The sequence below is a fragment of the Bradyrhizobium sp. MV1.5 genome (assembly GCF_055807615.1).
Map to the genome: position 1 here is coordinate 19,330 of NZ_JBVVPL010000034.1, position 25,481 is coordinate 44,810.

21 protein-coding genes are annotated in these 25,481 nt (G+C 63.8%); 10 read left to right on the plus strand and 11 right to left on the minus strand.

What is annotated here, in order from left to right; all coding sequences use genetic code 11:
• The first annotated feature begins 84 nt into the window (after positions 1-84).
• The 4 genes from AC0L2J_RS26415 to xth all read left to right on the plus strand — a co-directional run bounded on the left by AC0L2J_RS26415 (position 85) and on the right by xth (position 5,664).
• Positions 85-1,299 (plus strand): aminotransferase class I/II-fold pyridoxal phosphate-dependent enzyme, encoded by a 1,215-nt coding sequence (locus tag AC0L2J_RS26415; RefSeq protein WP_473394989.1) that lies wholly within the window; start codon positions 85-87, stop codon positions 1,297-1,299.
• Positions 1,300-1,308: 9 nt separating this feature from the next.
• Positions 1,309-3,786, plus strand: coding sequence for a DNA translocase FtsK (locus AC0L2J_RS26420; protein WP_473394990.1), 2,478 nt, complete (start codon positions 1,309-1,311; stop codon positions 3,784-3,786).
• A gap of 152 nt (positions 3,787-3,938) precedes the next feature.
• Positions 3,939-4,694, plus strand: coding sequence for an outer membrane lipoprotein carrier protein LolA (locus AC0L2J_RS26425; protein ID WP_035974572.1), 756 nt, complete (start codon positions 3,939-3,941; stop codon positions 4,692-4,694).
• Positions 4,695-4,848: 154 nt separating this feature from the next.
• Complete coding sequence (gene xth / locus AC0L2J_RS26430) at positions 4,849-5,664, plus strand: exodeoxyribonuclease III (protein WP_007604090.1); 816 nt, start codon at positions 4,849-4,851, stop codon at positions 5,662-5,664.
• A 102-nt stretch (positions 5,665-5,766) separates the two neighbouring features.
• On the opposite strand, the gene AC0L2J_RS26435 is transcribed toward xth, so the two are convergent.
• Together AC0L2J_RS26435 and AC0L2J_RS26440 are read right to left on the minus strand one after the other, a co-directional pair.
• Positions 5,767-6,210, minus strand: a complete 444-nt coding sequence (locus tag AC0L2J_RS26435) for a cyclic nucleotide-binding domain-containing protein (RefSeq protein WP_007604089.1) — start codon at positions 6,208-6,210, stop codon at positions 5,767-5,769.
• A 58-nt stretch (positions 6,211-6,268) separates the two neighbouring features.
• Entirely contained in the window at positions 6,269-6,955 is a 687-nt protein-coding gene (locus tag AC0L2J_RS26440) for a response regulator transcription factor (RefSeq protein WP_007598630.1), read from the minus strand.
• Positions 6,956-7,157: 202 nt separating this feature from the next.
• On the opposite strand from AC0L2J_RS26440, the gene AC0L2J_RS26445 reads away from it, so the two are divergent.
• Complete coding sequence (locus tag AC0L2J_RS26445; protein WP_063992253.1) at positions 7,158-7,727, plus strand: L,D-transpeptidase family protein; 570 nt, start codon at positions 7,158-7,160, stop codon at positions 7,725-7,727.
• 6 nt (positions 7,728-7,733) lie between these two features.
• Positions 7,734-8,507: a 2-keto-4-pentenoate hydratase gene (locus tag AC0L2J_RS26450; protein ID WP_473394991.1), complete on the plus strand. Its 774-nt coding sequence runs from the start codon at positions 7,734-7,736 to the stop codon at positions 8,505-8,507.
• Between the two features lie 156 nt (positions 8,508-8,663).
• On the opposite strand, the gene AC0L2J_RS26455 is transcribed toward AC0L2J_RS26450, so the two are convergent.
• The gene (locus AC0L2J_RS26455) at positions 8,664-9,353 is read right to left on the minus strand and encodes a YggS family pyridoxal phosphate-dependent enzyme (RefSeq protein WP_473394992.1); all 690 of its coding nucleotides are present in this window, start codon (positions 9,351-9,353) and stop codon (positions 8,664-8,666) included.
• Between the two features lie 108 nt (positions 9,354-9,461).
• Here AC0L2J_RS26455 and AC0L2J_RS26460 point away from each other — a divergent pair, with 108 nt between their 5' ends.
• A complete protein-coding gene (locus AC0L2J_RS26460; RefSeq protein WP_007604084.1) occupies positions 9,462-11,159 on the plus strand; it encodes a diguanylate cyclase domain-containing protein in 1,698 nt (565 codons plus the stop codon).
• A gap of 3 nt (positions 11,160-11,162) precedes the next feature.
• On the opposite strand, the gene AC0L2J_RS26465 is transcribed toward AC0L2J_RS26460, so the two are convergent.
• A complete protein-coding gene (locus AC0L2J_RS26465) occupies positions 11,163-12,209 on the minus strand; it encodes a GGDEF domain-containing protein (RefSeq protein WP_473394993.1) in 1,047 nt (348 codons plus the stop codon).
• Positions 12,210-12,401: 192 nt separating this feature from the next.
• On the opposite strand from AC0L2J_RS26465, the gene leuS reads away from it, so the two are divergent.
• From leuS to holA, 3 genes are read left to right on the plus strand one after another with little or no spacing between them, the layout of a single operon-like run.
• Complete coding sequence (gene leuS / locus AC0L2J_RS26470; protein WP_473394994.1) at positions 12,402-15,026, plus strand: leucine--tRNA ligase; 2,625 nt, start codon at positions 12,402-12,404, stop codon at positions 15,024-15,026.
• Complete coding sequence (gene lptE / locus AC0L2J_RS26475) at positions 15,013-15,564, plus strand: LPS assembly lipoprotein LptE (protein WP_007604081.1); 552 nt, start codon at positions 15,013-15,015, stop codon at positions 15,562-15,564. Before leuS ends, lptE begins: the two co-directional genes overlap by 14 nt.
• 47 nt (positions 15,565-15,611) lie before the next feature.
• Positions 15,612-16,640, plus strand: a complete 1,029-nt coding sequence (gene holA, locus AC0L2J_RS26480; RefSeq protein ID WP_007604080.1) for a DNA polymerase III subunit delta — start codon at positions 15,612-15,614, stop codon at positions 16,638-16,640.
• A 150-nt stretch (positions 16,641-16,790) separates the two neighbouring features.
• Here holA and AC0L2J_RS26485 read toward each other — a convergent pair whose 3' ends face one another.
• The 7 genes from AC0L2J_RS26485 to hemJ form a co-directional block, all read right to left on the minus strand.
• Entirely contained in the window at positions 16,791-17,675 is an 885-nt protein-coding gene (locus tag AC0L2J_RS26485; RefSeq protein WP_007604078.1) for a ParB/RepB/Spo0J family partition protein, read from the minus strand.
• A gap of 174 nt (positions 17,676-17,849) precedes the next feature.
• Complete coding sequence (locus AC0L2J_RS26490) at positions 17,850-18,704, minus strand: ParA family protein (protein ID WP_007598621.1); 855 nt, start codon at positions 18,702-18,704, stop codon at positions 17,850-17,852.
• Between the two features lie 29 nt (positions 18,705-18,733).
• The gene (rsmG, locus tag AC0L2J_RS26495; RefSeq protein ID WP_473394996.1) at positions 18,734-19,507 is read right to left on the minus strand and encodes a 16S rRNA (guanine(527)-N(7))-methyltransferase RsmG; all 774 of its coding nucleotides are present in this window, start codon (positions 19,505-19,507) and stop codon (positions 18,734-18,736) included.
• Between the two features lie 7 nt (positions 19,508-19,514).
• On the minus strand, positions 19,515-21,395 hold the full coding sequence (gene mnmG / locus AC0L2J_RS26500; protein WP_473394997.1) for a tRNA uridine-5-carboxymethylaminomethyl(34) synthesis enzyme MnmG: 1,881 nt from the start codon (positions 21,393-21,395) through the stop codon (positions 19,515-19,517).
• A 434-nt stretch (positions 21,396-21,829) separates the two neighbouring features.
• Entirely contained in the window at positions 21,830-23,188 is a 1,359-nt protein-coding gene (gene mnmE / locus AC0L2J_RS26505) for a tRNA uridine-5-carboxymethylaminomethyl(34) synthesis GTPase MnmE (protein WP_473394998.1), read from the minus strand.
• A gap of 310 nt (positions 23,189-23,498) precedes the next feature.
• Positions 23,499-24,764, minus strand: coding sequence for a transcription termination factor Rho (gene rho / locus AC0L2J_RS26510; RefSeq protein WP_007598612.1), 1,266 nt, complete (start codon positions 24,762-24,764; stop codon positions 23,499-23,501).
• Positions 24,765-25,011: 247 nt separating this feature from the next.
• Positions 25,012-25,446, minus strand: coding sequence for a protoporphyrinogen oxidase HemJ (gene hemJ, locus AC0L2J_RS26515; RefSeq protein WP_007604072.1), 435 nt, complete (start codon positions 25,444-25,446; stop codon positions 25,012-25,014).
• Positions 25,447-25,481: the final 35 nt, after the last annotated feature.

Here is a 25,481-nt window from a genome sequence, read left to right on the forward strand (position 1 = left end):
CGCCCTATCTATGGTGAACTGAACCGCTTCCCGCTGGCGCTTTTGGTAGAGCGACCGGCTGTTCCAAGAGTGCTGGCGTCCAGAATGGCTATGACCGCTTCATCCCGTGCGCCGCAGGACAGTGGAAGCTCCGGTAGCGAACGCTCTCCCTTCGTCCGGCTCAACGAGCTGCTGGCGCCGCATCAGCCCGGCAAGCCTTTGATTTCGCTTGCCGTCGGCGAGCCGCAGCATCCCGTGCCCGACTTCGTCGGCCCGGTGCTGGCCAAACACATCGCCGATTTCGGCCGTTACCCCGCGAACAAGGGCACCGACCCGTTCCGCAAGGCCGCGGGCGCCTGGCTGTCGTCGCGTTTCAAGCTTCCGCGCACCCTCGATCCCGAGAGCGAGATTCTCGTCCTCAATGGCAGCCGCGAGGGGCTGTTCCTCGCCGCGATCGCGGCCGCGCGCTACGTCGGCCCGCGTCCCGGCAAGCCCGCGATCCTGATGCCGAACCCGTTCTATCCGGTCTATGGCGCCGGCGCCCGCGCTGCCGCTTGCGAGCCGGTCTACCTGCCGACCACGGCGGAGAACGGCTTCCTGCCCGATCTCGACGCCATCGACGAGGCGACGCTGGCGCGCACGGTGGCGTTCTATCTGGCCTCGCCCGCCAACCCGCAGGGCTCGGTCGCCTCGCGCGATTATTTCACGCGCCTGAAGCAGCTCGCCGACCGCTACGGCTTCGTGATCCTCAGCGACGAGTGCTATTCGGAGATCTACACCCGCGAAGCGCCCGGCAGCGCGCTCGAATGCGCGGGCCCTGATTTCAACCGCGTGGTCGCGTTCCAGTCGCTGTCGAAGCGGTCGAACCTGCCGGGCCTGCGCGTCGGCTTCGCCGCCGGCGACAAAAAACTCATCGGCATGTTCCTCGAGCTGCGCAACATCGCGGCGCCGCAGGTGCCGGTGCCGCTCCAGCATGTCGCAACCGTAGCCTACGGCGACGAGGCGCATGTCGAGGAGAACCGCAGGCTCTACCGCATCAAGTTCGATCTTGCCGACCAGATCATCGGCGATCGTTACGGCTATCGCCGGCCCGATGCCGGCTTTTGCGTCTGGCTCAACACTTCGAAAATCGGCGACGACGTGTCTGTGTGCCTAAAGCTCTTCACGGAAGCAGGCGTGCGCGTGGTACCCGGCAGCTACCTGGCGCGGCTCCAGCCCGACGGCTTCAATCCCGGCGCAGGCTACATTCGCCTTGCGCTGGTGCAGGATGGCGAGACCACGGCGCAGGCGCTGCACCGCCTGGTCGAGACTCTGGGTTAGGCGAGGCCCGTGAGCATGTCGACAATCGAACGTGTCATTCCCCTGGTTGGCCATCTGCCGCCCTCGATCCGCGAGGGGCTGGCGCGGCGCATGCGCGAGCTCAGCGGTCTCGGCCTGATCGCATTGTCGGGCGTCGCCTCGGCGGCGCTGATGACCTGGTCGGTGCAGGATCCCAGCCTCAGCCACGCAACGTCGCGGCCAATCCGCAACATTCTCGGCTATGCCGGCGCGATCGGCGCCGACCTTGCCATGCAGATCCTCGGGCTCGGCGCGATCATGCTGGTCCTGACGGTCGCGGTCTGGGGCTGGCGCATGCTGACCCATCGCCCGTTCGACCGCGAGGCACTGCGGCTCGGCTGCTGGATTCTCTGCACGGTGATCGCGGCGGGCTTCGTCAGCTGCTGGCCGCATGGCGGCGCCTGGCCGCTGCCGACCGGGCTCGGCGGCGTGGTCGGCGATGCCTTGGTCCGCGCGCCCGCGGTGATCTTCGGACCGCCGGGCATGATCTATCGCATCGTGCTCGGCACGATCCTGTTCGCCGCGATGGCGGCGACCTTCCTGATCGCCTGCGGGCTTGGCGCACGCGAGCATGACGACGAGCTCGCGGAGATCGAGGACGACGACAAGCCGCTCGACCAGGACGAGGACAACGATCGCGGTTCGGTATCGCTGGGCTGGCTGTTCCACGCCTTGATGAGCACGAAGGCACGGCTGATCTGGTTGCTTGGCGCTGCCTACCGTTCGCTGGTCTCGAGCGGACCGAAGAGCAAGGCCGTTGCATTCAGCCGCCAGGAGCCGAAGCTCGGAGGCGGCCGCGCCGCGCCGCCGATCTCGCCGCAGGCCCAGGACGAGGATTACGACGACGAGCACGAAGAGGTCGAGGAAGACGAGGAAGAGGAGGAAGAGCCGGCCGCCCGCACCCCGCGCAAGAAGGCTGCTCCGAAGGCTGCTTCCAAGAAATCCTCCGACAAGTTCGAGCTTCCGTCCGTGTCGGTGCTGGCCGCGCCGAAGGCCGGCGATCGCCAGCCGCTCAGCAAGGCCGAGCTGGAAACCAATTCGCGCGCGCTGGAAGGCGTGCTGCAGGATTTCGGCGTTCGCGGCGAGATCGTGAAGGCCCATCCGGGTCCCGTGGTCACGCTGTACGAGCTGGAGCCGGCGCCGGGGATCAAATCGTCGCGCGTGATCGGATTGTCCGACGACATCGCGCGTTCGATGAGCGCGCTGTCGGCGCGCGTCGCCGTCGTGCCCGGACGCAACGCCATCGGCATCGAGCTGCCGAACGCCCATCGCGAAAAGGTTTATCTGCGCGAGCTGCTGGTCGCCAAGGAGACCGTCGATTCGGTTGCGAAACTGCCGCTCTGCCTCGGCAAGACCATCGGCGGTGATCCCGTCATCATCGACCTCGCACGCACGCCGCACATGCTGATCGCCGGTACCACCGGCTCCGGCAAGTCGGTCGCCATCAACACCATGATCCTCAGCCTGGTCTACCGGCTGCGCCCGGACCAGTGCCGCCTGATCATGGTCGATCCGAAGATGCTCGAGCTCTCCGTCTATGACGGCATTCCCCATCTGCTCACGCCCGTCGTGACCGACCCGAAGAAGGCGGTGGTCGCGCTGAAATGGGCCGTGCGCGAGATGGAAGAGCGCTACAAGAACATGGCCAAGCTCGGTGTGCGCAACATCGACGGTTACAACACGCGCTTGCTCGAATTGAAGGCCAAGGGCGAAGAGCCGACGCGCACAGTGCACACCGGCTTCGACAAGGAAACCGGCAAGGCGATCTACGAGGAAGAGAAGCTCTCGCTCGACCCGCTGCCCTACATCGTCATCATCGTCGACGAAATGGCCGACCTGATGATGGTCGCCGGCAAGGACATCGAAGGCGCGGTGCAGCGCCTCGCGCAGATGGCGCGCGCCGCCGGCCTGCACGTGATCCTCGCGACGCAGCGTCCATCGGTCGACGTCATCACCGGCACCATCAAGGCGAACTTCCCGACCCGCATCGCCTTCCAGGTGACGTCCAAGATCGACAGCCGTACGATTCTCGGCGAGATGGGCGCCGAGCAGCTGCTCGGCCAGGGCGACATGCTCTACATGGCCGGCGGCGGTCGCATCAGCCGCGTGCACGGACCTTTCGCGTCGGACGAGGAAGTCGAGAAGGTGGTGCGCCACCTCAAGACACAGGGACAGCCGGAATATCTCGAAGCCGTCACAGCCGAAGAACCCAGCGAGGACGAGGACGGCGCGGTGTTCGACGCGTCCGCCATGGGCGCGGATGGCGGCGGCGATTTGTTCTCGCAGGCCGTTGCGATCGTCAAACGCGACCGCAAGGCCTCGACCAGCTACATCCAGCGTCGCCTGCAGATCGGCTATAACCGCGCCGCATCCTTGATGGAGCGCATGGAACTCGAAGGGATCGTCGGACCCGCCAACCACGCCGGCAAGCGCGAGATCCTGGTCGAGGAAGAAGACAGCCATATGTGAGGCGAGCCGACTCAGACCACCATTTCACGCAAAAACGTTATCTGCTTTTGGCCGAAATCACGCTAAAAGGGCGCCCAGCCACACAGGACGACGCGTTGATCAGACATCCGAACATTCGATTCGTTGCCATCGTCGCCGCGCGAAGCGCGCGCATGGCCGGCGTGGTTCTCGTCACCGCCGCGATGGTGATCACGGCGTCATTCGCGCAGACGGTTCCCGTGCCGAAGCCCGCACCGAAGGGCCGCGATGGCGGTCCGGCCGGTGGAGGGCCCGCGGTCACCGGCGCGACCCAGACGCCGCCGAATCCGGTGATCCCGGATCCGCGCCGCAACGTGCCGAGCAGCATCTTCCAGACCTTCGATGCGAACCAGAAGGCGCAGGCCGCCAAGGTCAGCGCCTATTTGTCGTCATTGTCGACGCTGGTCGGAAATTTCGTCCAGGTCGGCCCCGACGGCAGCAAGACGCAAGGCGACTTCTACATCCAGAAGCCGGGCAAGGTGCGCTTCGAATATGACGCGCCGAGCCCGATCGACATTGTCGCCGACGGATCGTCGCTGGTGGTGCGCGACCGCAAGCTCGCGACGCAAGACGTCTATCCGCTGTCGCAGACGCCGCTGCGCTTCCTGCTGTCCGACCGCATCGACCTGATGAAGGACACCAACGTCGTCAACGTCTCGGCCGACGACGTCTTCGTCAGCGTCACCATCGAGGAGAAGCAGGCGCTGGTCGGCACCAGCCGCCTGATGCTGATGTTCGGCGCCAAGGACGGCCAGTTGAAGCAGTGGACCGTCACCGACCCGCAAGGCTACGACACCACGATCGCGGTCTATAATCTGGATACGAGCAAGAAGCTCGATCCCGGCATGTTCAAGATCGACTTCACCAATTACGGCCCGTCGCCGGGCTGACGGTGCGTAGGGTGGGTTAGCCGAAGGCGTAACCCACCCTCTCGGTCCGCAAATGTGGAAGCATGGTGGGTTACGCTGCGCTAACCCACCCTACGATTCCGCCCCTGTGGACAAGCATTTTCCCCACGCCAATCCATGCTAAGACGCATCCCTCATGCGTTTTTCCCTGACAACCTGGAACATCAATTCGGTGCGGCTGCGCATCGATCTGGTCGCAAAATTTCTCAAGAGCGCGCGGCCGGACGTGCTGTGTCTCCAGGAGACCAAGTGCATCGACGACGCCTTTCCGCTGAAGCGCTTCAAGCGGCTCGGCTACGAGCATGTCGCGTTGAACGGCCAGAAGGGTTATCACGGCGTCGCCATCGTCTCGAAGATACCGTTCGAGTCAAAGGACATCCGCACCTTTTGCGACAAGGTGGATTCACGCCACATCTCGGTATCGTTCGGTGAGAAGGCTGGGATCGCAAAACCGCTGGTGGTGCATAATTTCTACGTGCCGGCCGGCGGCGACATTCCCGATCCCGCGCTGAACGAGAAATTCGATCACAAGCTCCGCTTCCTCGACGAGATGAAGGCGTGCGAGCCGTTGCATCCGCGCGGCGAGGATCGCCACATTCTGGTCGGCGATCTCAACGTCGCCCCGCATGAGAACGACGTCTGGTCGCACAAGCAGCTTCTGAAAGTGGTCTCGCACACGCCCGTCGAAACCGAGAAGCTGCAGGCCGCGCTCGCCGCCGGCGAGTGGGTCGACGTCGCGCGCGAGCGCATTCCGATGTCGGAAAAGGTCTACACGTGGTGGAGCTACCGCTCCGCCGATTGGACCGTCGGCGACCGCGGCCGCAGGCTCGACCACATCTGGGTCTCGCGCACGCTGAAAGATGCGGTCAGTGATTTCAAGATTTTGCGCGATGCGCGGAGCTGGGAGCGCCCGTCGGACCATGTGCCGGTTACGGTGACGCTGGAGGTGTGATCTTGTAGCCCGGATGGAGCGCAGCGAAATCCGGGGCAGTTTTTCCGGAGGCACGAATCCCGGATTACGCTTCGCTCCATCCGGGCTACGAAGCTACGGCACTCAACTCGTCAACTTCGCACCGGCCATCAATATATCGCTGGCGATCTGGCTGGAGCGCACCGCGAATTCGTCGCGAAGGCGGACGGCCGCGGCAGGGTCGCTTTCGAGCACGCGCTGAAACAGGCTGCGCGCGACGCGGATGACGGAGGCGTGTTCGATCGCGATCGCGCTCGACGGCCGCTTCATCGGCACGATCAGCGCGAGCTCGCCGATCAGCGCACCGGGACTTGCGATCATCTCCGCGCCGGCGCCGTCGTCGACCCGGAAGGCGCCGCGCTGGACCACGAAGCCGGCATCGGCATCGTCGCCGAGATTGAACAAGACGTCGCCGCGGACGAAGTCACGCTGCTCGGAGCCGATCGCCAGCATGCGCAACGAAGTGTCTCCCAACAGGCGCAGTGTCGGGACACGCTCGAGAAGCGCTACATCGTCGTCGATTGACATTCAGGTCCGGGGCTCAAGGGCACGCAATCTAAAACGATTCGCACACCCCTGAAGCGTATCACGGCACCAGCTTGTAGCCACCGGCTTCCGTGACCAGGATTTCCGGGTTGGCGGCGTCCTTCTCGATCTTCTGGCGAAGCCGGTAGATATGGGTTTCCAGCGTGTGGGTGGTGACGCCGGAATTGTAGCCCCAGACCTCCTGGAGCAGGGTCTCGCGCGAGACCGGCATCTGGCCGGCCCGGTAGAGGAAGCGGAGGATCGCGGTTTCCTTCTCCGTCAGCCGGACCTTGCGCGCGTTGGCGGCGGTCAGCATCTTGGAGCCGGGCCGGAAAGAGTAGGGGCCGACCGAGAACACCGCGTCCTCGCTGGCTTCGTGCTGCCGGAGCTGGGCGCGGATGCGCGCCAGCAGCACGGCGAAGCGGAAGGGTTTTGCGACATAGTCGTTGGCGCCGGATTCCAGCCCCAAAATCGTGTCGGAATCGGTGTCATGCCCGGTGAGCATGATGATCGGAGCCTTGAACCCGCCCTTGCGTAAGGAACGGACCACTTCGCGGCCGTCGGTGTCGGGCAGGCCAACATCCATCAGGACGAGATCGGGGGCATTGGCCTTCGCGGCGCTCGCGCCCTTGGCGCCGGTATCGACCGCGGAGGCTTCAAATTCTTCGTGCAGCGACAATTGCTCCACCAACGTATCGCGCAGATCGGTATCGTCATCCACGATCAGGATCTTGCGGGCATTGGCCATAGGGGGTCATCCTTTTGGGGTCCGGCACGGCGCGCATCCATGCTGCACCCGGCCGAGAGGGAAGTTTAGGGGTCGCCGATATTATTATTGTTCGTCTTGAAGTAGTGGGCTGTTACCGATTCACAAGCCAGAACCACTCTAACCCAGAATAGCAGGCCGTTTTGATGAATGTCCTGTAATGAATTCGACATCGCACGTTCACATGAAAAATAAAGCTGCTTCAGCTAGTTACACCTCGAACCGAAGCGCCGGGCCGCTGTCGGCGATCCGCGTTAAGCCTGCCGCCGGGAATCCGCGCCGGGGCTGGCTGACTGCGGGAGCGCTGACGATTCCCGTGGCCCTTGGGCGCGGCGGCATTCTGGCGAACAAGCGCGAGGGCGATGGCGGCACCCCGAGGGGCAGCTTCCGTCCCAGGCGATTGTGGTGGCGGGGCGACCGGCACAGCCGGCCGCAGACCTTCCTGCCGGCCCGGATCATCACGGGCGAGGACGCCTGGTGCGAGGATCCCAAGGACCGTCACTACAATCAGGGAATCCGCCTCGGCGAAGGGCAGGGCGGTGACCGGCTCAAGCGGGCCGACCATCTCTATGACTTCATCATCGAAATCGACCACAATACGAGGCCGCGGATCGCCGGCCGCGGCAGCGCGGTGTTTTTGCATCTGGCCCGCGACAATTTCGGCCCGACCGCAGGCTGCGTCTCGATGAGCAAAGCGGCGATGCGACAATTGCTGCGGCGGCTTGGACCAAAAACAAAAATCATCATCGGGTGAGGACACATGCTCGACAGGGGTCAGATCGCCGCCGCATCGCAGGTCCTGGCCAAACATTGGCGCGACGGCACCAAGCTTGATGCGCTGGAGCCTCGGTTGCGGCCACAGAGCCGCGCCGAGGGTTACGCCGTGCAGGCTGCGCTCGGCGGGACAATGTTCGGCTGGAAGATCGCGGCGACGAGCGAGTCCGGACAGAAGCACATCAATGTCGCGGGACCGCTGGCCGGTCGGATCATGAGCGACACCGTGATCGCCGATGGCGGCACCGCCTCGATGAAGGGCAACGCGATGCGCGTCGGCGAACCCGAGTTCGCTTTCCGCATGGGACGCGATCTGCCGCCGCGCACGGCTCCGTATACTGTCGAGGAGGTGCTCTCCGCGGTGGACAGCTTGCATCCCGCGATCGAGATTCCCGATTCGCGCTTTGCCGATTTTGCCAGCGCCGGCGAGGCGCAGCTCATCGCCGACAACGCCTGTGCGCATCTGTTCGTGCTGGGCGCAGCGACGCGTGCGAACTGGCGCGCCATGGATCTCGTCGAGCAGCGGCCGCAGATCACGTTGCGCGGCCAGCGCTATCTCGGCCACGGCAAGAACGTGCTCGGCGATCCCCGAATTGCCATGGTCTGGCTGGCCAACGAGCTGCGTGGCCTCGGCATTGCCTTGCGGGCAGGAGAGGTGGTGACCACGGGCACGTGCCATCCGCCGCTGCCGATCCTGGTGGGTGATCATTTCGCGGCGGATTTCGGCGTGCTCGGGACGGTGTCGGTGGGGTTTGACTAGGCTCATCCCCATCGTCGTCCTGGCGAAAGCCAGGACCCATACGGCGTGATCTACGCAAAGGGCAGAACGGTCGTTGCCGCGGTCTTCGACAAACAGACTATCGGGGTAATGGGTCCTGGCTTTCGCCAGGACGACCAAAAACAAATTCGCCTATGATCACCGGTGCCCGAAGATCGCACTTCCCACGCGCACATGGGTGGCGCCGAGCATGATCGCGGTCGCATAATCCGCGCTCATGCCCATCGAGAGCTTCTTCAATCCATTGCGCGCGGCGATCTTGGCGGTGAGCGCGAAATGCGCCGCCGGCGGCTCATCCACCGGCGGGATGCACATCAAGCCCGAGATCGTCAGCCCGTAGGTGTCGCGGCAGCTCGCGATGAATGCATCGGCCTCGCCGGGGGCGATGCCGGCCTTTTGCGGCTCCTCACCGATATTGATCTGGACGAACAATTCCGGGTGCTTGTTCTGGGATTCGATTTCCTTGGCTAACGCCTGGCAAATGCTCGGGCGGTCGACCGAATGGATGGCATCGAACAGCACGACCGCCTCTTTCGCCTTGTTGGATTGCAGCGGCCCGATCAGATGCAGCGCGATATCGGGGTAAACAGAAGTTAACGCAGGCCACTTGCCTTTGGCCTCCTGCACGCGATTTTCACCGAATACACGCTGTCCGGCGTCGATGACCGGGGTAATTGCATCCGCGGCGAAAGTTTTCGACACCGCAATCAAGGTCACGGAGCCACGTTCGCGCCGCGCATCCTTGCAGGCGCGCGCGATTTCGGCTTCGACCGCGGCGAGCGCGTTTGGTGAATGGCCGGTTAGCGGTGCGGCGTTGGCTTCAGTCATGATGTCGCATCGGAGCTGATTGTTGCGGAGGTAGTTCTAATTTTACCGAGTTCAAGAAAGAGTTTTTGAACCCTTCGCTTTACCTTAGCCGTGGGGTGGGCAGCGAAGATGTCAAACGTCAGTTTCAACCGCAAACGAGCGAAACTCAAGCAGGTTCTCGGAATCCGGGCGCGGCTTGCGTTGCTCGCTGTGATTCTGGTGACGCCTTTGATGTTCGAGCGCATCCGTTCGCTCGAAGACACGCGCACGCGGCAGATCGCGCAGGCCACGGCGGAATTCACCACCGTCGCACGACACAGCGCAGATGCGCAGCGCGAGGTGATCTCGTCGGTCGAGACCATCCTGAAATCGGAAGCTTTCATCCGCGCCTCCGCCGGCGGCATCAGCAAGAGCTGTGACGTGCTGCGCGCGAGCCTGCCGTCGAATCTCCCCTGGATCCGTACGCTTCTAATTGCCGGCCAGGACGGACGCATCCAGTGCGCCACCAACAACATGTATGTCGGCCTCGACCTCAGTGACCGGCCGTACTTCCAGCAGGCGCAGGAAACCGGCCGCTTCGTGCTGAGCGACTTCATCATGTCGCGCCCGGTGCCGACACCGACCGTCATGGCGGTTTACCCGGTATCCGCCTTCAGCGGCGCAGCTGATGCCGTCGTGCTCGCCACCGTCAACCTCGACTGGATGTCGAAGGTCATGAGCAATCTGGGTGGTCGCGCCGGCATCACGGCCGTGCTGGTCGACAGCGCCGGTACCGTGCTGGCGGCACCGGCCGACCAGCACAGCGCGATCGGCCGTCCGCTCGACAATCTGCCGCTGATGTCTGCGATCGCCGACAAGGCGCTGAGGTCTGACCAGGACGAAGGCTCACTCTCTTTCCTCGCCGCGGACGGCTCCCGCCGCGCGGTCAGCTTTATCCGCATCGCCGGGACCAATGCCCGCCTGATCGCCAGCATCGACGAGGACAAGGTGTCCGCGGCCGTGAGCCGCGACATCCGCACCGCCTATCTCCAACTCGCTTTCGTCGTCGTATTCGTGTTGCTCGGCGCGCTGATCGCAGCCGAGAAACTGGTGATCAAGCCGATCAGAATGCTCGCCGACATGGCCAAGCGTCTGGGCGAGGGCGACCTCTCGGCGCGCGCCGCGCGCAATCGCCTGCCGGCCGAGTTCGTGCCGCTGGCCCGCGCGTTCAACGCGATGGCCGCGCAGCTCAGCCAGCGCGAACGCGAGCTGATGGCGAGCAATGACCGCCTCACGGTAATGGCCTCGATCGACATGTTGTCAGGGCTTGCCAACCGCCGCGGCTTCCAGAGCCGCCTCGACTTCGAATGGATGCGCGCGCAGCAATATGGCAGCGATCTCGCGCTTCTGATGATCGACGTCGACCATTTCAAGCTGTTCAACGACACCTATGGCCATCTCGAAGGCGATTCCTGCCTGACCAGGCTCGGCGAATCGCTGTCCGGCATCGCCGCCGACACGATGGGTTTCGCGGCCCGCTATGGCGGCGAGGAATTCTGCCTGTTGCTGCCGAACACCGACGTGGCGCGCGCCGTCGAAATCGGCGAACAGGCGCGCGCGGCCGTGCTGAAGCTGTGCCTGCCGCACATCACCTCCGACCACATGATCGTCACCGTCTCGATCGGCGTTGCCGCGACAAAGCCCAACGAGAGCTTGCGTCCGGGCGATTTGATCGAAGCCGCCGACGCCGCGCTCTACGCCGCCAAGCACCGCGGCCGCAACAACGTCGTCGAACACGGCATCACGGTGATCGACAACGGCGCGGCGGAAATGATGATGGCGGGTTGAGGGCTAACCCGCAGCCCCGGCGCCATCGAGCTCGCTCTCGGTGACCACGCGATTGCGGCCGCGGTTCTTGGCGAGATAGAGCGCGCGATCGCAGCGCTCGATGAGATCGGTGATCGCTTCGCCGGTCCGGTACTGCGCAACACCGATCGACACGCTGATATGGGGCAGGACCTCGCCGGTCGAGCGACGCGTGATGGTGCATTCCGCGATCGCGTGCCTGATGCGTTCGGCGACCTCGGCGCAGGCGGCCAGATCGGCATCCGGCAACACCGCGATCAACTCCTCGCCGCCATAGCGGGCCGACAGGTCCTGCTCGCGGACCTTTTCGCGCAGCACCTTGGCCATCAGGCGCAGCACCTGGTCGCCGACGCCATGGCCGAAACTGTCGTTGAAAGTTTTGAAATGGTCGATGTCGAGCATCAGCACGCTGAGCGGCTCGCCCCACTCCGCAGTTGTCTGCGCCTTGCGCAGGAATTCGTCGAGCGCCCGGCGGTTGGCGAGGCCTGTGAGGGTATCGGTCCGGGCACGCTCCTCGGATTTGGAGAGGGAGGCGCGGATCACGTCGAGCTCGCGGGTCTTTTCCGCAAAGCCTGCCTCGAGCCGCGTCGCGCGGGCGGCGGCGCGGCCCAACTCGTTCATGAGCTGGGCGACCAACGCTTTGGGGTCGACACCGGCCTCGCCCTGGTCGGCAACCTCGTTGATCGCCTGCATCTGGGAGTGGTTGTCGGCGATCGCGGTTGCCAGAAAATCCTTCGCCGCACCCATGAGGGCATGCAGCCGCTCCGATGTCTCCGAGACGATAGCGCCCCCCTTGGGCGCGACATAGGTTTCGAACAGATCCTGATTGGTCCTGACGTCGAAGGGGCGGTTATGATCGATCAGGAGGTCGATGGCGTTGCGTAGATCGTCATGGCTTCCCGCGAAATAGCGAAACCAGACGGCGAAATTGGCCGGCGTGGCAGGGATCCGCTGTTCGGCCATGCTCCGCATCGCCCGTTCGGCAACGGACGCGGCATAGTCGTAATCGGGATCGTCGAAGCTGGCGTCCATCACAAATCTTGAGAGTTCTGGTCAGTCGCAAACTCGCATCGACCCCTTAATCGCGCCCCAACGCGGCCTCAGTAGTTATGCGGTGCAGTGCCGAAGGTTCCCAAATTGCGGCAACCCATTGACCCCCTGAGGACTTCTATGGCCTAGTCCGCCGACTTTAGACGGCCAGATCCACGAAAACCCAACGATTCCATGACCTCCGAACGCTATAACGCCCGCGACGCCGAACCGCGCTGGCAAGCCGCCTGGGACCAACAGGCGATCTTCGTCTCCAAGAACGACGATCCGCGGCCGAAATATTATGTGCTTGAGATGTTCCCCTACCCGTCGGGGCGCATCCATATCGGCCATGTCCGCAATTACACGCTTGGCGACGTACTGGCCCGCTTCATGCGCGCCAAGGGTTTCAACGTACTGCACCCGATGGGCTGGGACGCTTTCGGCCTGCCGGCCGAGAACGCAGCGATCGAGCGCAAGGTCGCACCGAAGGCCTGGACCTACGACAACATCGCCGCGATGAAGAAGCAGCTCCGTTCGATCGGGCTGTCGCTGGACTGGAGCCGTGAGATCGCGACCTGCGATCCGTCCTATTACAAGCACCAGCAGAAGATGTTTCTGGACTTCCTGCGCGAAGGCCTCGCCGAGCGCGAGAAGCGCAAAGTGAACTGGGACCCCGTCGACATGACCGTGCTCGCCAACGAGCAGGTGATCGACGGGAAAGGCTGGCGTTCGGGTGCCGTTGTCGAACAACGGGAAATGAACCAGTGGGTCTTCAAGATCACGAAGTACTCGCAGGAGCTGCTGTCGGCACTGGATACGCTGGATCGCTGGCCCGACAAGGTGCGGCTGATGCAGCGCAACTGGATCGGCCGGTCCGAGGGGCTGCTGATCCGCTTCGCGCTCGATGCGGCGACAACACCGGCCGGTGAGAGCGAGCTGAAGATTTTCACGACGCGCCCGGACACGTTGTTCGGCGCGAAGTTCATGGCGATCTCGGCCGATCATCCGCTGGCGCAGGCCGCCGCCGCCAAAAACCCTGCGCTCGCCGAGTTCATCGGCGAGATCAAGCGGATGGGCACGGCGCAGGAGATCATCGACACCGCCGAGAAGCAGGGATTCGATACCGGCATCCGCGCGGTTCACCCGTTCGATCCGAGCTGGAAGCTGCCGGTCTATGTCGCCAATTTCGTGCTGATGGAATACGGCACCGGCGCCATTTTCGGCTGTCCCGCACACGACCAGCGCGACCTCGATTTCGTCAATAAGTACGCTCTCGGCAATACGCCGGTGGTGTGCCCCGAGGGCCAGGATCCCAAGACCTTTGTCATCACCGATACCGCCTATGACGGTGACGGCCGCATGATCAATTCGCGTTTCCTCGACGGCATGACCATCGATCAGGCCAAGGACGAGGTGGCGAAGCGCCTCGAGACCGAGCTGCGCGGCAACGCGCCGGTCGGCGAGCGCCAGGTCAATTTCCGCCTGCGCGACTGGGGTATTTCGCGCCAGCGCTATTGGGGCTGCCCGATCCCCGTCATCCATTGTCCCAAATGCGATGTGGTGCCGGTGCCTGACGCAGACCTGCCGGTGAAGCTGCCGGACGATGCGACCTTCGACAAGCCGGGCAACGCGCTCGATCATCACCCGACCTGGAAGCATGTGACCTGTCCGCAATGCGGCGGCAAGGCTCAGCGCGAAACCGACACCATGGACACCTTCGTGGATTCGTCCTGGTACTTCGCGCGTTTCACCGATCCCTGGAACGAGAACGCGCCAACGACGCCAGAGGTCGCCAACCGGATGCTGCCGGTCGACCAGTATATCGGCGGCGTCGAGCACGCGATCCTGCATCTGCTCTACAGCCGCTTCTTCACGCGCGCCATGAAGGCGACCGGGCACATCGCACTGGACGAGCCGTTCGCCGGCATGTTCACGCAGGGCATGGTGGTGCACGAGACCTACCAGAAGGCCGACGGCACCTATGTCCAGCCGGTCGAGGTGAAGGTCGAGACCGGCGCCAACGGCCGCCGCGCCACGCTGCTGACGTCAGGCGAAGACATCCAGATCGGCCCGATCGAGAAGATGTCGAAGTCGAAGAAGAACACGGTCGACCCCGACGACATCATCGAGACCTATGGCGCCGACGTCGCCCGCTGGTTCATGCTGTCGGACTCCCCGCCCGAGCGCGACGTGATCTGGAGCGATGAGCGCGTCCAGGGCGCCTCGCGTTTCGTGCAGCGGCTGTGGCGGCTGGTGAACGACTCTGTCGAAGCCGGCAAGGCCGCGCCGGCGGCCCGGCCCGCCAGCTTCGGCCCGGACGCCACCGCCTTGCGCAAGGCAGCCCATGGCGCGCTGGACAAGGTCACCACCGGGATCGAGCGGCTGCACTTCAACGTCTGCCTCGCCCATATCCGCGAATTCACCAATGCGTTTGCGGAGATCTTGCAGCGTCCCGGCCAGCCGGCTCCAGATTTGGCCTGGGCGATCCGGGAGGCCAGCCAGATCCTGGTCCAGCTGTTCTCCCCGATGATGCCGCATTTGGCCGAGGAGTGTTGGCAGGTTCTGGGCCAGAGCGGGCTGGTTTCCGAGGCCAATTGGCCCCAAATCGAACGCGATTTGCTGGTTGAAGACAGTGTGACCCTGGTGGTTCAGGTCAACGGCAAGAAGCGGGGCGAGGTCACAGTTGCAACAGCGGCCGAGAATCCGGAAATCGAGGCTGCCGTTTTGGCCCTCGATGCGGTAAAACTGGCCCTGGACGGCAAGCCCGTCCGCAAGGTGATTATCGTCCCCAAGAGGATCGTGAATGTTGTCGGCTAGGATCCGCATCGCAGCCCGCTTGCTGGCGGTCGCCGCACTGGCGGCCATGACGGCCGGCTGCTTCCATCCGATGTATGCCGAGCACACCGACGGCACCCCCGGCCTGCGCGAGAAGCTGATGGGGGTCGATCTGCCCCCGATCGCCAAGGCCAATGCCTCGCGCGAGGCCCGCGTCGGCGTCGAGGTCCGCAACGCGCTGGCGTTCAAGCTCTATGGCACCGCCACCGGCATGCCGCCGACGCACCGCCTGGAGATCCGCTTCTCAAGCAGCAAGACGTCGCTGATCGTCGATCCCAACACCGGCCTGCCGAGCAGCGAAAACTACGGTCTCGACGCCCAGTACAATCTGATCGAGGTCGTCAGCGGCAAGTCGGTGATGACGGGCACCACGTTCTCCCGCGTGTCCTACGACATGCCCGGCTCCTATCAACGTTTCAGCCGCAACCGTGCGATACGTGATGCCGAGGATCGTGCCGCCAACGAGATCGCCGAGAACATCACAACTCGCCTCGCCTCGTTCTTCACCGCGGGCACTTAATTCATCCCGTCACCCCGATTCGCCCGGACTGACGAATCCCAGGCACCATGGTCGCGCTGCGCGGAAAAGAGATCGACGCCTTTCTCGCCCGCCCCGATGCGGGCCGTCCGATCATCCTGCTCTACGGTCCCGACGCCGGCCTGGTCCGCGAACGCGCGGATGCGCTGATCGCCTCCGGCGTCGACGATCCCAACGATCCCTTCTCGCTGGTCAAGGTCGACGGCGACGAGCTCTCCGCCGAGCCGTCGCGCCTCGTCGACGAGGCCATGACGGTGCCGCTGTTCGGTGGCCGCCGCGCCATCCGCGTGCGCGCCGGCTCGCGCAGCTTTGCCAGCGCTATCGACACGCTGGCGGAGATGGGCGTGAAGGATTGCCGCATCGTGATCGAGGCCGGCGAGCTGCGCCCGGAATCGCCACTGCGCAAGGCCTGCGAACGCGCCAAGACGGCCGTCGCGATCGCTTGCTATCCCGATACCGAGCGCGACCTCGCCAAGCTGATGGAAGACGAGCTCCGCATCGCCAATTTGCGCATCGCGCAGGATGCCCGCGCCGCGCTGATGTCGTTCCTCGGCGGGGACCGGCAGGCGTCCCGCAACGAGCTGCGCAAGCTCACGCTCTATGCCCATGGCAAGGGCGAGATCACGCTGGATGACGTGATGGCTGTCGTCGCCGATGCCTCGGAGCTGAAACTCGATCCGATCGTCGATGGCGCCTTCGCCGGCCGGCCCGAGATTGTCGAAAACGAGTTTGCCAAAGCCATGATCGCCGGCACCTATCCCGGCGTGATCATCTCTGCGGCGCAGCGTCAGGCGGCGTGGCTGCACAAATCGGCGCTCGCAATCGCCGACGGCACGCCCGCTTCCGCCGTGCTCGACAGCGGCTATCCGCGCCTGCATTTTTCGCGGAAGCCCGCCGTCGAAACCGCACTGCGCAATTTCAGCGTGGCGCGGCTCGCCGCCATCATCGAGCAGCTCGCGACCGCCGCGCTCGACACCCGCAAGCAATCCACCCTCGCCGCCGCTATCGCCCAGCGCACGCTGATGGCGATCGCCGCGAACGCGAAGCGGCGGAGCTGAGTCTCCCAATGTCGTCCTGGCGAAAGCCAGGACCCATTACCCCAAGGAGAGGTTTGGGGAAGATTCGTAGTCCGGTATTGCGACCAGCTCCAATCGAGACATCACGCGGTATGGGTCCTGGCCTTCGCCAGGACGACATCGAGGGTGCGTCTAGATCGCGCCCTTCGCCAGCCGCCGCATCACCTCGTCGAGCTGATCGAGGTTGCGGTAGTTGATCTGGACCGAGCCGCCGGGATCGCGGTGGCTCACCGTGACCTTGAGCCCGAGCGCGTCGCTGACGCGCTTCTCCAGGTCGACCGTGTCAGGGTCCTTTTCCTTCGCCCCCGTGCGCGCCTTCTGCGGCTTACGCTCCGGCACGCCCTCTTCATGCGCCAGCGCCTCGGTCTGGCGGACGTTGAGGCCTTCTTCGACGATGCGCTTGGCAGCCGCGATCGGATCAGGCACGCCGATCAGCGCGCGGGCGTGACCGGCGGTCAGCTCGCCGCTCGTGATCAAGGCTTGCACCTCAGAGGGAAGCTTGGTCAGCCGCATCATATTGGCGATGTGGCTGCGGCTCTTGCCAACGACTTTGGCGATGTCGTCCTGGCTGCGTTTGAACTCGTTGGCGAGCGCGTGATACCCGAGCGCCTCTTCCATGGGGTTGAGGTCTTCGCGCTGCACGTTCTCGACGATCGCGAACTCCAGCGCATCGCTGTCGCTGATGTCGACGGGGACGATCGGCACTTCGTGCAGGCCGGCCATTTGCGACGCGCGCCAGCGCCGCTCGCCGGCGATGATCTCGAAGCGGTCCTGCGCGCCCTTCACCGGTCGCACCACGATCGGCTGGATCACGCCGTGCTGCCTGATGGAATCGCTGAGCTCCCTGAGCTCGCTTTCCGAAAAGGTCCGGCGCGGGTTGCGCGGATTGGGCTTGATGAACTCGATCGGCACCTTGCGTTGCGCGCGCGGACGATCGACATGCTGAGCCTCGCCGCCGACGTCACCGATCAGACTCGCAAGACCCCGGCCCAATCGCGAACGCGCTTCGTCGGCCATCGCCAGCTCCCTTGGATTCAACGTGCAGCACTCCAAAACTGAATTTCGAATCGTAGGGTGGGTTAGCCCTGCAGATGTGCGAAGCGTATCTGCTCGGCGTAACCCACCTCTTCTGTTTCCGCGGAGATCGACCGTGGTGGGTTACGCCTTCGGCTAACCCACCCTACGGCAACTTCAATGCGTCGTCCGCAGCTCGCGTTCGCGCTGGATCACTTCGGTGGCGAGCCGCAGATAAGCTTCGCTGCCGACGCATTTGAGATCGTAGACCAGCACCGGCTTGCCGTAGGACGGCGCCTCCGAGATGCGCACGTTGCGCGGGATCATGGTCTTGTAGACCTTCTCGCCCATGAACTGCCGAACGTCGGCAACGACCTGGTTCGAGAGATTGTTGCGCGAGTCGAACATGGTCAGCACGATGCCGTGGATCGACAGGTTCGGATTGAGCGTCGAGCGTACCTGCTCCACCGTTTGCAGCAATTGCGACAGACCTTCGAGCGCGAAGAACTCGCACTGCAGCGGCACCAGGATTGCGTCGGAAGCCGCCATCGCGTTCACGGTGATCAGATTGAGCGAGGGCGGACAGTCGATCAGCACGTAAGTGTAATCGGCGTCGGGCGAGACGTTGTTGTTCAGCGCGCTGATCGCGTCACGCAGCTTGTACGCACGACCGGGCGTGGTGCCGAGCTCGAGCTCGAGGCCGGAGAGATCCATGGTCGAGGGCGCGATATGCAGCCGCGGCACTGCCGTCGACACCACCGCTTCCCGCAGGCTCGCCTCGCCCACCAGAACGTCATAGGTCGAGCAGGAGCGGTTGCGGCGATCGATGCCGAGTCCGGTCGAGGCGTTGCCCTGCGGATCGAGATCGACGATCAGGACGCGTTCGCCGATCGCAGCGAGCGCCGTTCCGAGATTGATCGCCGTGGTTGTTTTTCCCACGCCGCCTTTCTGATTCGCCAGCGCCAGGATGCGCGGATGGCCCTGCGGGACGGCAGCGGTCTGTTCTTGCTGCGGTTCGTCAATCACGCTCATCGCAAATTCCCCACTTGGCCCCTGACGCCTCACCCGCGCCGCTCGACGGAAGCCAGCTCAACGATCCAACCGTCGCCTGTCCGGCTTTGGTGGAGCTGCGGCTGAATATTCCAATATTTAGTAGCTTCGGTCAATTCAGACTCTACATCTTGACCCTTGAGAAATAACGCCTTTGCACCTTGGCGCATCAGCGGCTCCGCAAAGCCGATGAGTTGATGTAGCGGAGCCAGCGCACGCGCGGTGACGCAATCGACCGGGCCGGTGATTCTATCCACATTATCCCCGATCTCAGCGAGATGTACGACTCCCGGGGATGTAGTTATGCGGATGGCTTCGCGCAGGAAGGCCGCCTTCTTGGCGATTCGCTCGACCAGGTGGACGCTCGCCCCGGCCGTCCCCGCCATGGCGCAGGCCAGGACTACGCCGGGGAAGCCGCCGCCACTGCCGAGATCAGCCCAGCGTATGGCCGATGGGGCGAGTGCGACGAGCTGAAGCGAGTCGGCGATGTGCCGGGTCCAGAGATGCGGCAACGTCGAGGGCGCGACGAGATTGGTCTTGGCCTGCCACTCCCGCAGCAGTGCGATGTAGCGATCGAGCCGGGCTTCGGTTTCATGTGAAACAGGTGCGAGCTTGAGCGCCGCAACCTTGTCGGCTGCAATGATGGCGTCCAAAGATCGATCGTTGGCACTGGCCTTGTCGATCTTCGGCTTGGTCGGCGCCGGTTCGGAGCGAACACCGGCACCCTCCCCCGCCGAAGGTTTTGCTGATGACGGTCTGCCGCCGGCCGGCCCGCGCTGTTTCACGTGAAACCTATGCGATCGCTTTGGAAGTCTTCCGCGCTTCGCGGCGGAGATAGGCCGCAAGGATACCCAGCGCGGCCGGCGTCATGCCGTCGATTCGACCGGCCTGGCCAACGGTGAACGGCCGCGCCTTCTCCAACTTGGCTCTCACCTCATTGGAGAGACCGGGGACCTGCTGGTAATCGACGTCCGACAACACCATCCCCTCGTCTCGCCTGAAGGCTTCGACATCGGCGCTCTGGCGCTCCAGATAGACATCGTACTTCGCGTCGATCTCGAGATGGGTGGCAATGACGGGATCAATGGCCGAGAGCTCCGGCCAGATCGCGCGGACCTGGCTCCAGCCGATGTCGGGATAGGCCATCAGCTCGAAGGCCGACCGCCGCTGGCCGTCCCGGTTCAGGGTGAGACCCTGCTTGATGGCCTCGTTCGGGGTGATCGTGAGCGACTTCGACAGCGATCGAGCCGCATTCAGGGCGACCATCTTGGCGCGATGATGCTGGGTGCGGGCGCTGCCAACGCATCCCAGGGCGATGCCCTTCTCGGTCAAACGCTGATCGGCATTGTCTGCCCGCAATGTCAGCCGGTACTCGGCCCTGGAGGTGAACATCCGATAGGGCTCGCTGATGCCTCGGGTGACGAGGTCGTCGATCATCACGCCGAGATAGCCATCCGCCCGGTCGAACACCGTCAGTGCGGCACCGCTCGCAGCCAATGCCGCGTTCAGCCCTGCCACGATGCCCTGGCCGGCAGCTTCCTCGTATCCGGTCGTGCCGTTGATCTGGCCAGCCAGGAACAGGCCGCGCAAACGCTTGGTCTGGAGGGTCGGATCGAGCTCACGGGGATCGACGTGGTCGTATTCGATGGCATAGCCCGGCCGGACCATCTTCACTCGCTCCAGGCCGGGAATGGTTGCGAGGATGGCGAGCTGAACGTCCTCCGGCAGCGAGGTCGAGATGCCGTTGGGATAGACAGTGCTGTCGTCGAGCCCTTCCGGCTCCAGAAAGATCTGGTGACCGTCGCGATCGCCGAAGCGAACGATTTTGTCCTCGATGGAGGGGCAATAGCGCGGTCCGGAGCTCTTGATCTGGCCGGAGTACATCGGAGAGCGATGGACATTGGCCCTGATCACGTCGTGGGTCGCAGGCGTGGTCCGGGTGATCCCGCACTGGATCTGCGGCGTCGTGATCCGCTCGGTCATCACCGAAAACGGCTCCGGAGGCTCGTCCCCCGGCTGCATTTCGACCGCCGACCAGTCGATCGTCGTGCCGTCCAGACGCGGCGGAGTCCCTGTCTTGAGCCGTCCAAGAGTGAAGCCGGCACGCTCGAAAGAGGTCGAAAGGCCCATTGCCGGCGCCTCGCCGACCCTGCCGGCCGGCCAGTTCTTCTCTCCAAGATGGATCAGACCGCGGAGGAAGGTGCCGGTGGTGACGACGACAGCCCCTGCCCGAAGTTCGCGGCCATCTGCCAGCCGCAGGCCGATCACCCGTCCCTCGACCACGATCAGCTCGTCGGCTTCGCCTTCGACGACGGAAAGACCGTCGGTCTCCCGGATCGCCGCCTGCATCGCGGCAGCATAGAGCTTCCGGTCGGCCTGGGCGCGCGGACCGCGCACCGCCGGGCCCTTACGACGATTGAGGACGCGGAACTGGATGCCGCCGGCGTCGCCGACCCGGCCCATCAGACCATCGAGCGCGTCAACCTCGCGAACCAGATGGCCCTTGCCCAGACCGCCAATGGCGGGATTGCAGGACATCGCGCCGACCGTGGAGAATCGGTGCGTCACCAGAGCGGTCGCTGCACCCACCCGAGCGGCCGCGGCCGCGGCCTCACAGCCGGCGTGGCCGCCGCCAATCACGATGACGTCGAAGCTCTCTCGCTCTGTTCGCATGGCGGACTTCTAACTCAGAGGCGGGGAAGCCGGAAGTGGAAACTGGAGGGGGGGTTGTTTCACGTGAAACGGGGCAAGGCGAAGCCCAAGTATTTTCCGCGAAAACAACCCCATGCACAGTAGAATGGCCCTTGGAAAGATTACGGTTTTCAGTGAGAGAAAACGGGGCTCTCGAAGGATAAGGGCATCGACCGGAGGTCGTAATGCCCAGATACAGGCCGGTCTCCGAAGCGATGGCAGCGGCATACCCCTATCAGCGCGAGAGGAGTGATCCCGGATCTCTCCGCTCACCCGCTCCTTAGCTGCTACGGCTCAGGCCGGAGAAATTTGGGTGATGAAGACGTTTCACGTGAAACATCTGGGAACGACCCGCCCTGTTTCACGTGAAACGGAAGAAGTGGAACAAAGGCTAGTTCTACAATGAAGAACTAGCCCTACTTTCCAACACAGAATTTTTGGAAAATGGCCCCTAGGACGTCCTCGACATCCACCCGACCCAGCAGCCGGCCCAAGGCATAGGCCGCAGCGCGCAGCTCTTCGGCGGCAAGCTCCTCGCCGTGTTCTACAAGCTCCAGACTCCGACGCAAGCTGTCCGATGCCCGGCGCAGCAGATCCCGCTGCCGGGCCCGGGTCACCAACGCCCCCTCGGTCGTTCCGAAAAACTCGGCGGCGAATTTCACGAGCGCATCGACCAGTTCGGGAATGCCGTCGCCCCGGCTCGCTGCGATTCCGAACTCACCCCGGGGCCCCACGTCCCCGACCCCGCTGAGATCGATCTTGTTGCGCACGATCCAGACCGAGCCGCCGGAACGACTGCCTGCGTTGCCGGACTTCCCCAGCGACGGTATCGCGGCCGGATCGACAGCGCGCCCCGCCTCCACCAGCCACAACACGAGGTCGGCATCTTCGGCTCGGGCTCGCGCCCTGCGTACACCCTCCTGCTCGACCGGATCGTCGGTCTCCCGAATGCCGGCGGTGTCGATCACCGTGACGGGATAGCCGTCGAGATCGAGCTGCACCTCAATCACATCGCGTGTCGTGCCGGCATGCGGCGAGACGATTGCGACGTCGCGGCGCGCGAGCTGGTTGATCAGCGTCGATTTGCCGACATTCGGCTCGCCCGCGATCGCTACTACCAGGCCGTCGCGCAAGCGTTCAGCCTGTCCCTGTGCCGCAAGGACTTCTGCTATTTCGTCATGCAGCGCACTGATCGCCTTGACCGCAGGCGCCATCAACTCGGCGGGCACATCGCCCTCATCGGAGAAATCGATGCCGGCCTCGATCAAGGCCGAAGCCTCGATGATGCGCTCGCGCCAGTCGCGCGCGCGATCGCCGAGGAGACCCTGCAACTGCCGCAACGCCTGGCGGCGCTGGCGGTCGGTGTCGGCGTGAATGAGATCGTCGAGGCCCTCCGCCTCGGTCAGGTCGAGCTTGCCGTTCTCGAAGGCGCGCCGCGTGAATTCGCCGGGCTCGGCGGCGCGCATATTCGGAATTATGGAAATTGCGACGAAGAGTGCGGCCAGCACCGCGCGGCCGCCATGGACATGAAATTCGGCGACGTCCTCGCCGGTCGCGCTGGCGGGCCCCGGAAACCACAGCACCACCGAATCGTCGATCGGCTGGCCCGCGCCGTCATGAAGGAGTCGGCGACTGGCCTGCCTCGGCGCCGGCAGCTTGCCTGCCAGCGTCGTCAGCACCAGGCTGGCGCCTGGCCCGGAGACGCGCACCACCGCGAGCGCGCTCGGCGGACGGCCGGACGACAGCGCAAAGATGGTCTGGTCTCGCGGATGCATGGCCTATTTGTCCGGCTGAAAGGGAAAAGGCAAACATCCGTTTCGGCTGACAAATCGCGCGATTATGCTGCACCGATTCCCGCAGCAAAAGCTATAGTGCGATGCAATAAACTCGCGAGCGTCTGCTGCAAAAAGCACTTCCAACGGAATGAGCGGCGTCCCTCGGTTCAGATATTCATAAATAATATCAAAGGCTTATACGGCCCCTACTCCAGACGACAAACGCCGCGCCATGCTGCAGCTCCGCTGCAACAAAGCCGCACAAAGAAAAGGGCGCCCGAAGGCGCCCTTTTATCATGCTGCACTGCAATCAGGTGTTCATCGAGTCGAAGAACTCGGAATTGCTCTTGGTCGAGCGCAGTTTGTCGAGCAGGAAGTCGATTCCGTCCATCGTTCCCATCGGATTCAGGATGCGGCGGAGCACGTACATTTTCTTCAGGACTACCGGATCGGTGATCAGCTCTTCCTTGCGGGTGCCGGAGCGCGAAATGTCGATCGCCGGGAAGGTCCGCTTGTCCGAAACCTTGCGATCGAGGATCAGCTCGGAGTTACCGGTGCCCTTGAACTCTTCGAAGATGACTTCGTCCATGCGGCTGCCGGTATCGACCAGCGCGGTCGCGATGATCGTCAGCGAGCCGCCCTCTTCGATGTTGCGGGCGGCGCCGAAGAACCGCTTCGGCCGCTGCAGCGCGTTGGCATCGACACCGCCGGTCAGCACCTTGCCCGATGACGGGACCACGGTGTTGTAGGCGCGGCCGAGGCGCGTGATGGAGTCGAGCAGGATCACGACGTCGCGGCCATGCTCGACCAGACGCTTGGCTTTCTCGATCACCATCTCGGCGACCTGGACGTGGCGCACCGCCGGCTCGTCGAAGGTGGAGGAAACGACCTCGCCCTTCACCGAGCGCTGCATGTCCGTGACTTCTTCCGGACGTTCGTCGATCAGGAGCACGATCAGATAGCACTCGGGATGATTATGCGCGATCGAGTGTGCGATGTTCTGCATCAGCACGGTTTTGCCCGTGCGAGGCGGCGCGACGATCAGAGCGCGCTGGCCCTTGCCGATCGGCGCGACGATGTCGATCACCCTTGCAGACAGGTCTTTCCGCGTCGGATCGTCGATTTCCATGCGGAAGCGCTGATTCGGAAACAGCGGCGTGAGGTTGTCGAAATTGACCTTGTGCTTGGCCTTTTCCGGGTCCTCGAAATTGAGCGTGTTGACCTTCAGCAGTGCGAAATAGCGCTCGCCCTCCTTCGGGCTGCGGATGTGGCCTTCGATGGTGTCGCCGGTGCGCAGGCCAAAACGGCGGATCTGCGAGGGCGAAACGTAGATATCGTCCGGGCCCGGCAGGTAATTCGCATCGGGCGAGCGGAGGAAGCCGAAGCCATCGGAGAGAACCTCGACGACGCCTTCGCCGACGATGTCGGTCTCGGCGAGCGCAAGCTGCTTGAGGATGGCGAACAGCAGCTCCTGCTTGCGCATGGTGCTGGCATTCTCGACCCCGTTCTCTTCCGCGAACGAGACGAGCTCGGCCGGCGTCTTCGACTTGAGGTCCTGAAGTTTGATTTCCCGCATTGGGGTGGTCCTGTGGGGTAACCTGGGAGGGGGGTGCGAGGAGGCTCTGAAATGCGGACGCGAAAAGGTAAGGTCCGCAGGTCTGGCAAGGAGAGCGCCGGTGAGGCTTCAAACCTGATGGGGTGTCCGGCCTCTGGAAAGCTCAGACACGACCACATCCGCCTGCGTTGGGTGGGATATTGCTAATATAGAAAATCGCCTCTCACTCCGCAAGCAGAAGCACTGAGCGATTGTTCGCGACCCCTGCCTAGAACGGCTTCACGATCACCATGATGACGATCAGAATCATCAAGGCGGTCGGTACCTCATTGATAATCCGATAGAATTTCTGGCTCCGGGGGCGCCGGTCCGCGGCGAAATCCTTCAGCCAGCGCGAAAAAAAGCCGTGGACCGCCGACATCGCCAGGACCAGTGCCAGTTTTACGTGCAGCCAGCCGAAAGTGAACCAGTGTCCAGCCCAGGCGAGATAGAGCCCAGCGAGCCAGGTCACGATCATGGCGGGGTTGATGATCGCCTTGAACAGCCGCCGTTCCATGATCTTGAACGTTTCCGACTGCTTCGAGCCGATTTCGGCCTCGCAATGATAGACGAACAGCCGCGGCAAATAGAGCATGCCCGCCATCCAGGAGATGACGGCGATCACATGCAGCGCCTTGATCCAGAGATAGACGTCTTCAAACATGTCTGGGGTCCGGATTGCCGCCCAGCCGAAGGGAA

Coding starts and splice junctions, on each gene's coding strand:
- AC0L2J_RS26465 (WP_473394993.1), bottom strand. CDS start 12,209: ATGGACGCCAGCTTCGACGATCCCGATTACGACTATGCCGCGTCCGTT.
- mnmE (WP_473394998.1), bottom strand. CDS start 23,188: ATGCATCCGCGAGACCAGACCATCTTTGCGCTGTCGTCCGGCCGTCCG.
- AC0L2J_RS26450 (WP_473394991.1), top strand. CDS start 7,734: ATGCTCGACAGGGGTCAGATCGCCGCCGCATCGCAGGTCCTGGCCAAA.
- AC0L2J_RS26435 (WP_007604089.1), bottom strand. CDS start 6,210: ATGTCAATCGACGACGATGTAGCGCTTCTCGAGCGTGTCCCGACACTG.
- leuS (WP_473394994.1), top strand. CDS start 12,402: ATGACCTCCGAACGCTATAACGCCCGCGACGCCGAACCGCGCTGGCAA.
- xth (WP_007604090.1), top strand. CDS start 4,849: ATGCGTTTTTCCCTGACAACCTGGAACATCAATTCGGTGCGGCTGCGC.
- rho (WP_007598612.1), bottom strand. CDS start 24,764: ATGCGGGAAATCAAACTTCAGGACCTCAAGTCGAAGACGCCGGCCGAG.
- AC0L2J_RS26425 (WP_035974572.1), top strand. CDS start 3,939: ATGGCCGGCGTGGTTCTCGTCACCGCCGCGATGGTGATCACGGCGTCA.
- lptE (WP_007604081.1), top strand. CDS start 15,013: ATGTTGTCGGCTAGGATCCGCATCGCAGCCCGCTTGCTGGCGGTCGCC.
- AC0L2J_RS26440 (WP_007598630.1), bottom strand. CDS start 6,955: ATGGCCAATGCCCGCAAGATCCTGATCGTGGATGACGATACCGATCTG.
- AC0L2J_RS26460 (WP_007604084.1), top strand. CDS start 9,462: ATGTCAAACGTCAGTTTCAACCGCAAACGAGCGAAACTCAAGCAGGTT.
- AC0L2J_RS26415 (WP_473394989.1), top strand. CDS start 85: ATGGCTATGACCGCTTCATCCCGTGCGCCGCAGGACAGTGGAAGCTCC.
- AC0L2J_RS26490 (WP_007598621.1), bottom strand. CDS start 18,704: ATGAGCGTGATTGACGAACCGCAGCAAGAACAGACCGCTGCCGTCCCG.
- hemJ (WP_007604072.1), bottom strand. CDS start 25,446: ATGTTTGAAGACGTCTATCTCTGGATCAAGGCGCTGCATGTGATCGCC.
- AC0L2J_RS26445 (WP_063992253.1), top strand. CDS start 7,158: ATGAAAAATAAAGCTGCTTCAGCTAGTTACACCTCGAACCGAAGCGCC.
- holA (WP_007604080.1), top strand. CDS start 15,612: ATGGTCGCGCTGCGCGGAAAAGAGATCGACGCCTTTCTCGCCCGCCCC.
- AC0L2J_RS26455 (WP_473394992.1), bottom strand. CDS start 9,353: ATGACTGAAGCCAACGCCGCACCGCTAACCGGCCATTCACCAAACGCG.
- mnmG (WP_473394997.1), bottom strand. CDS start 21,395: ATGCGAACAGAGCGAGAGAGCTTCGACGTCATCGTGATTGGCGGCGGC.
- AC0L2J_RS26485 (WP_007604078.1), bottom strand. CDS start 17,675: ATGGCCGACGAAGCGCGTTCGCGATTGGGCCGGGGTCTTGCGAGTCTG.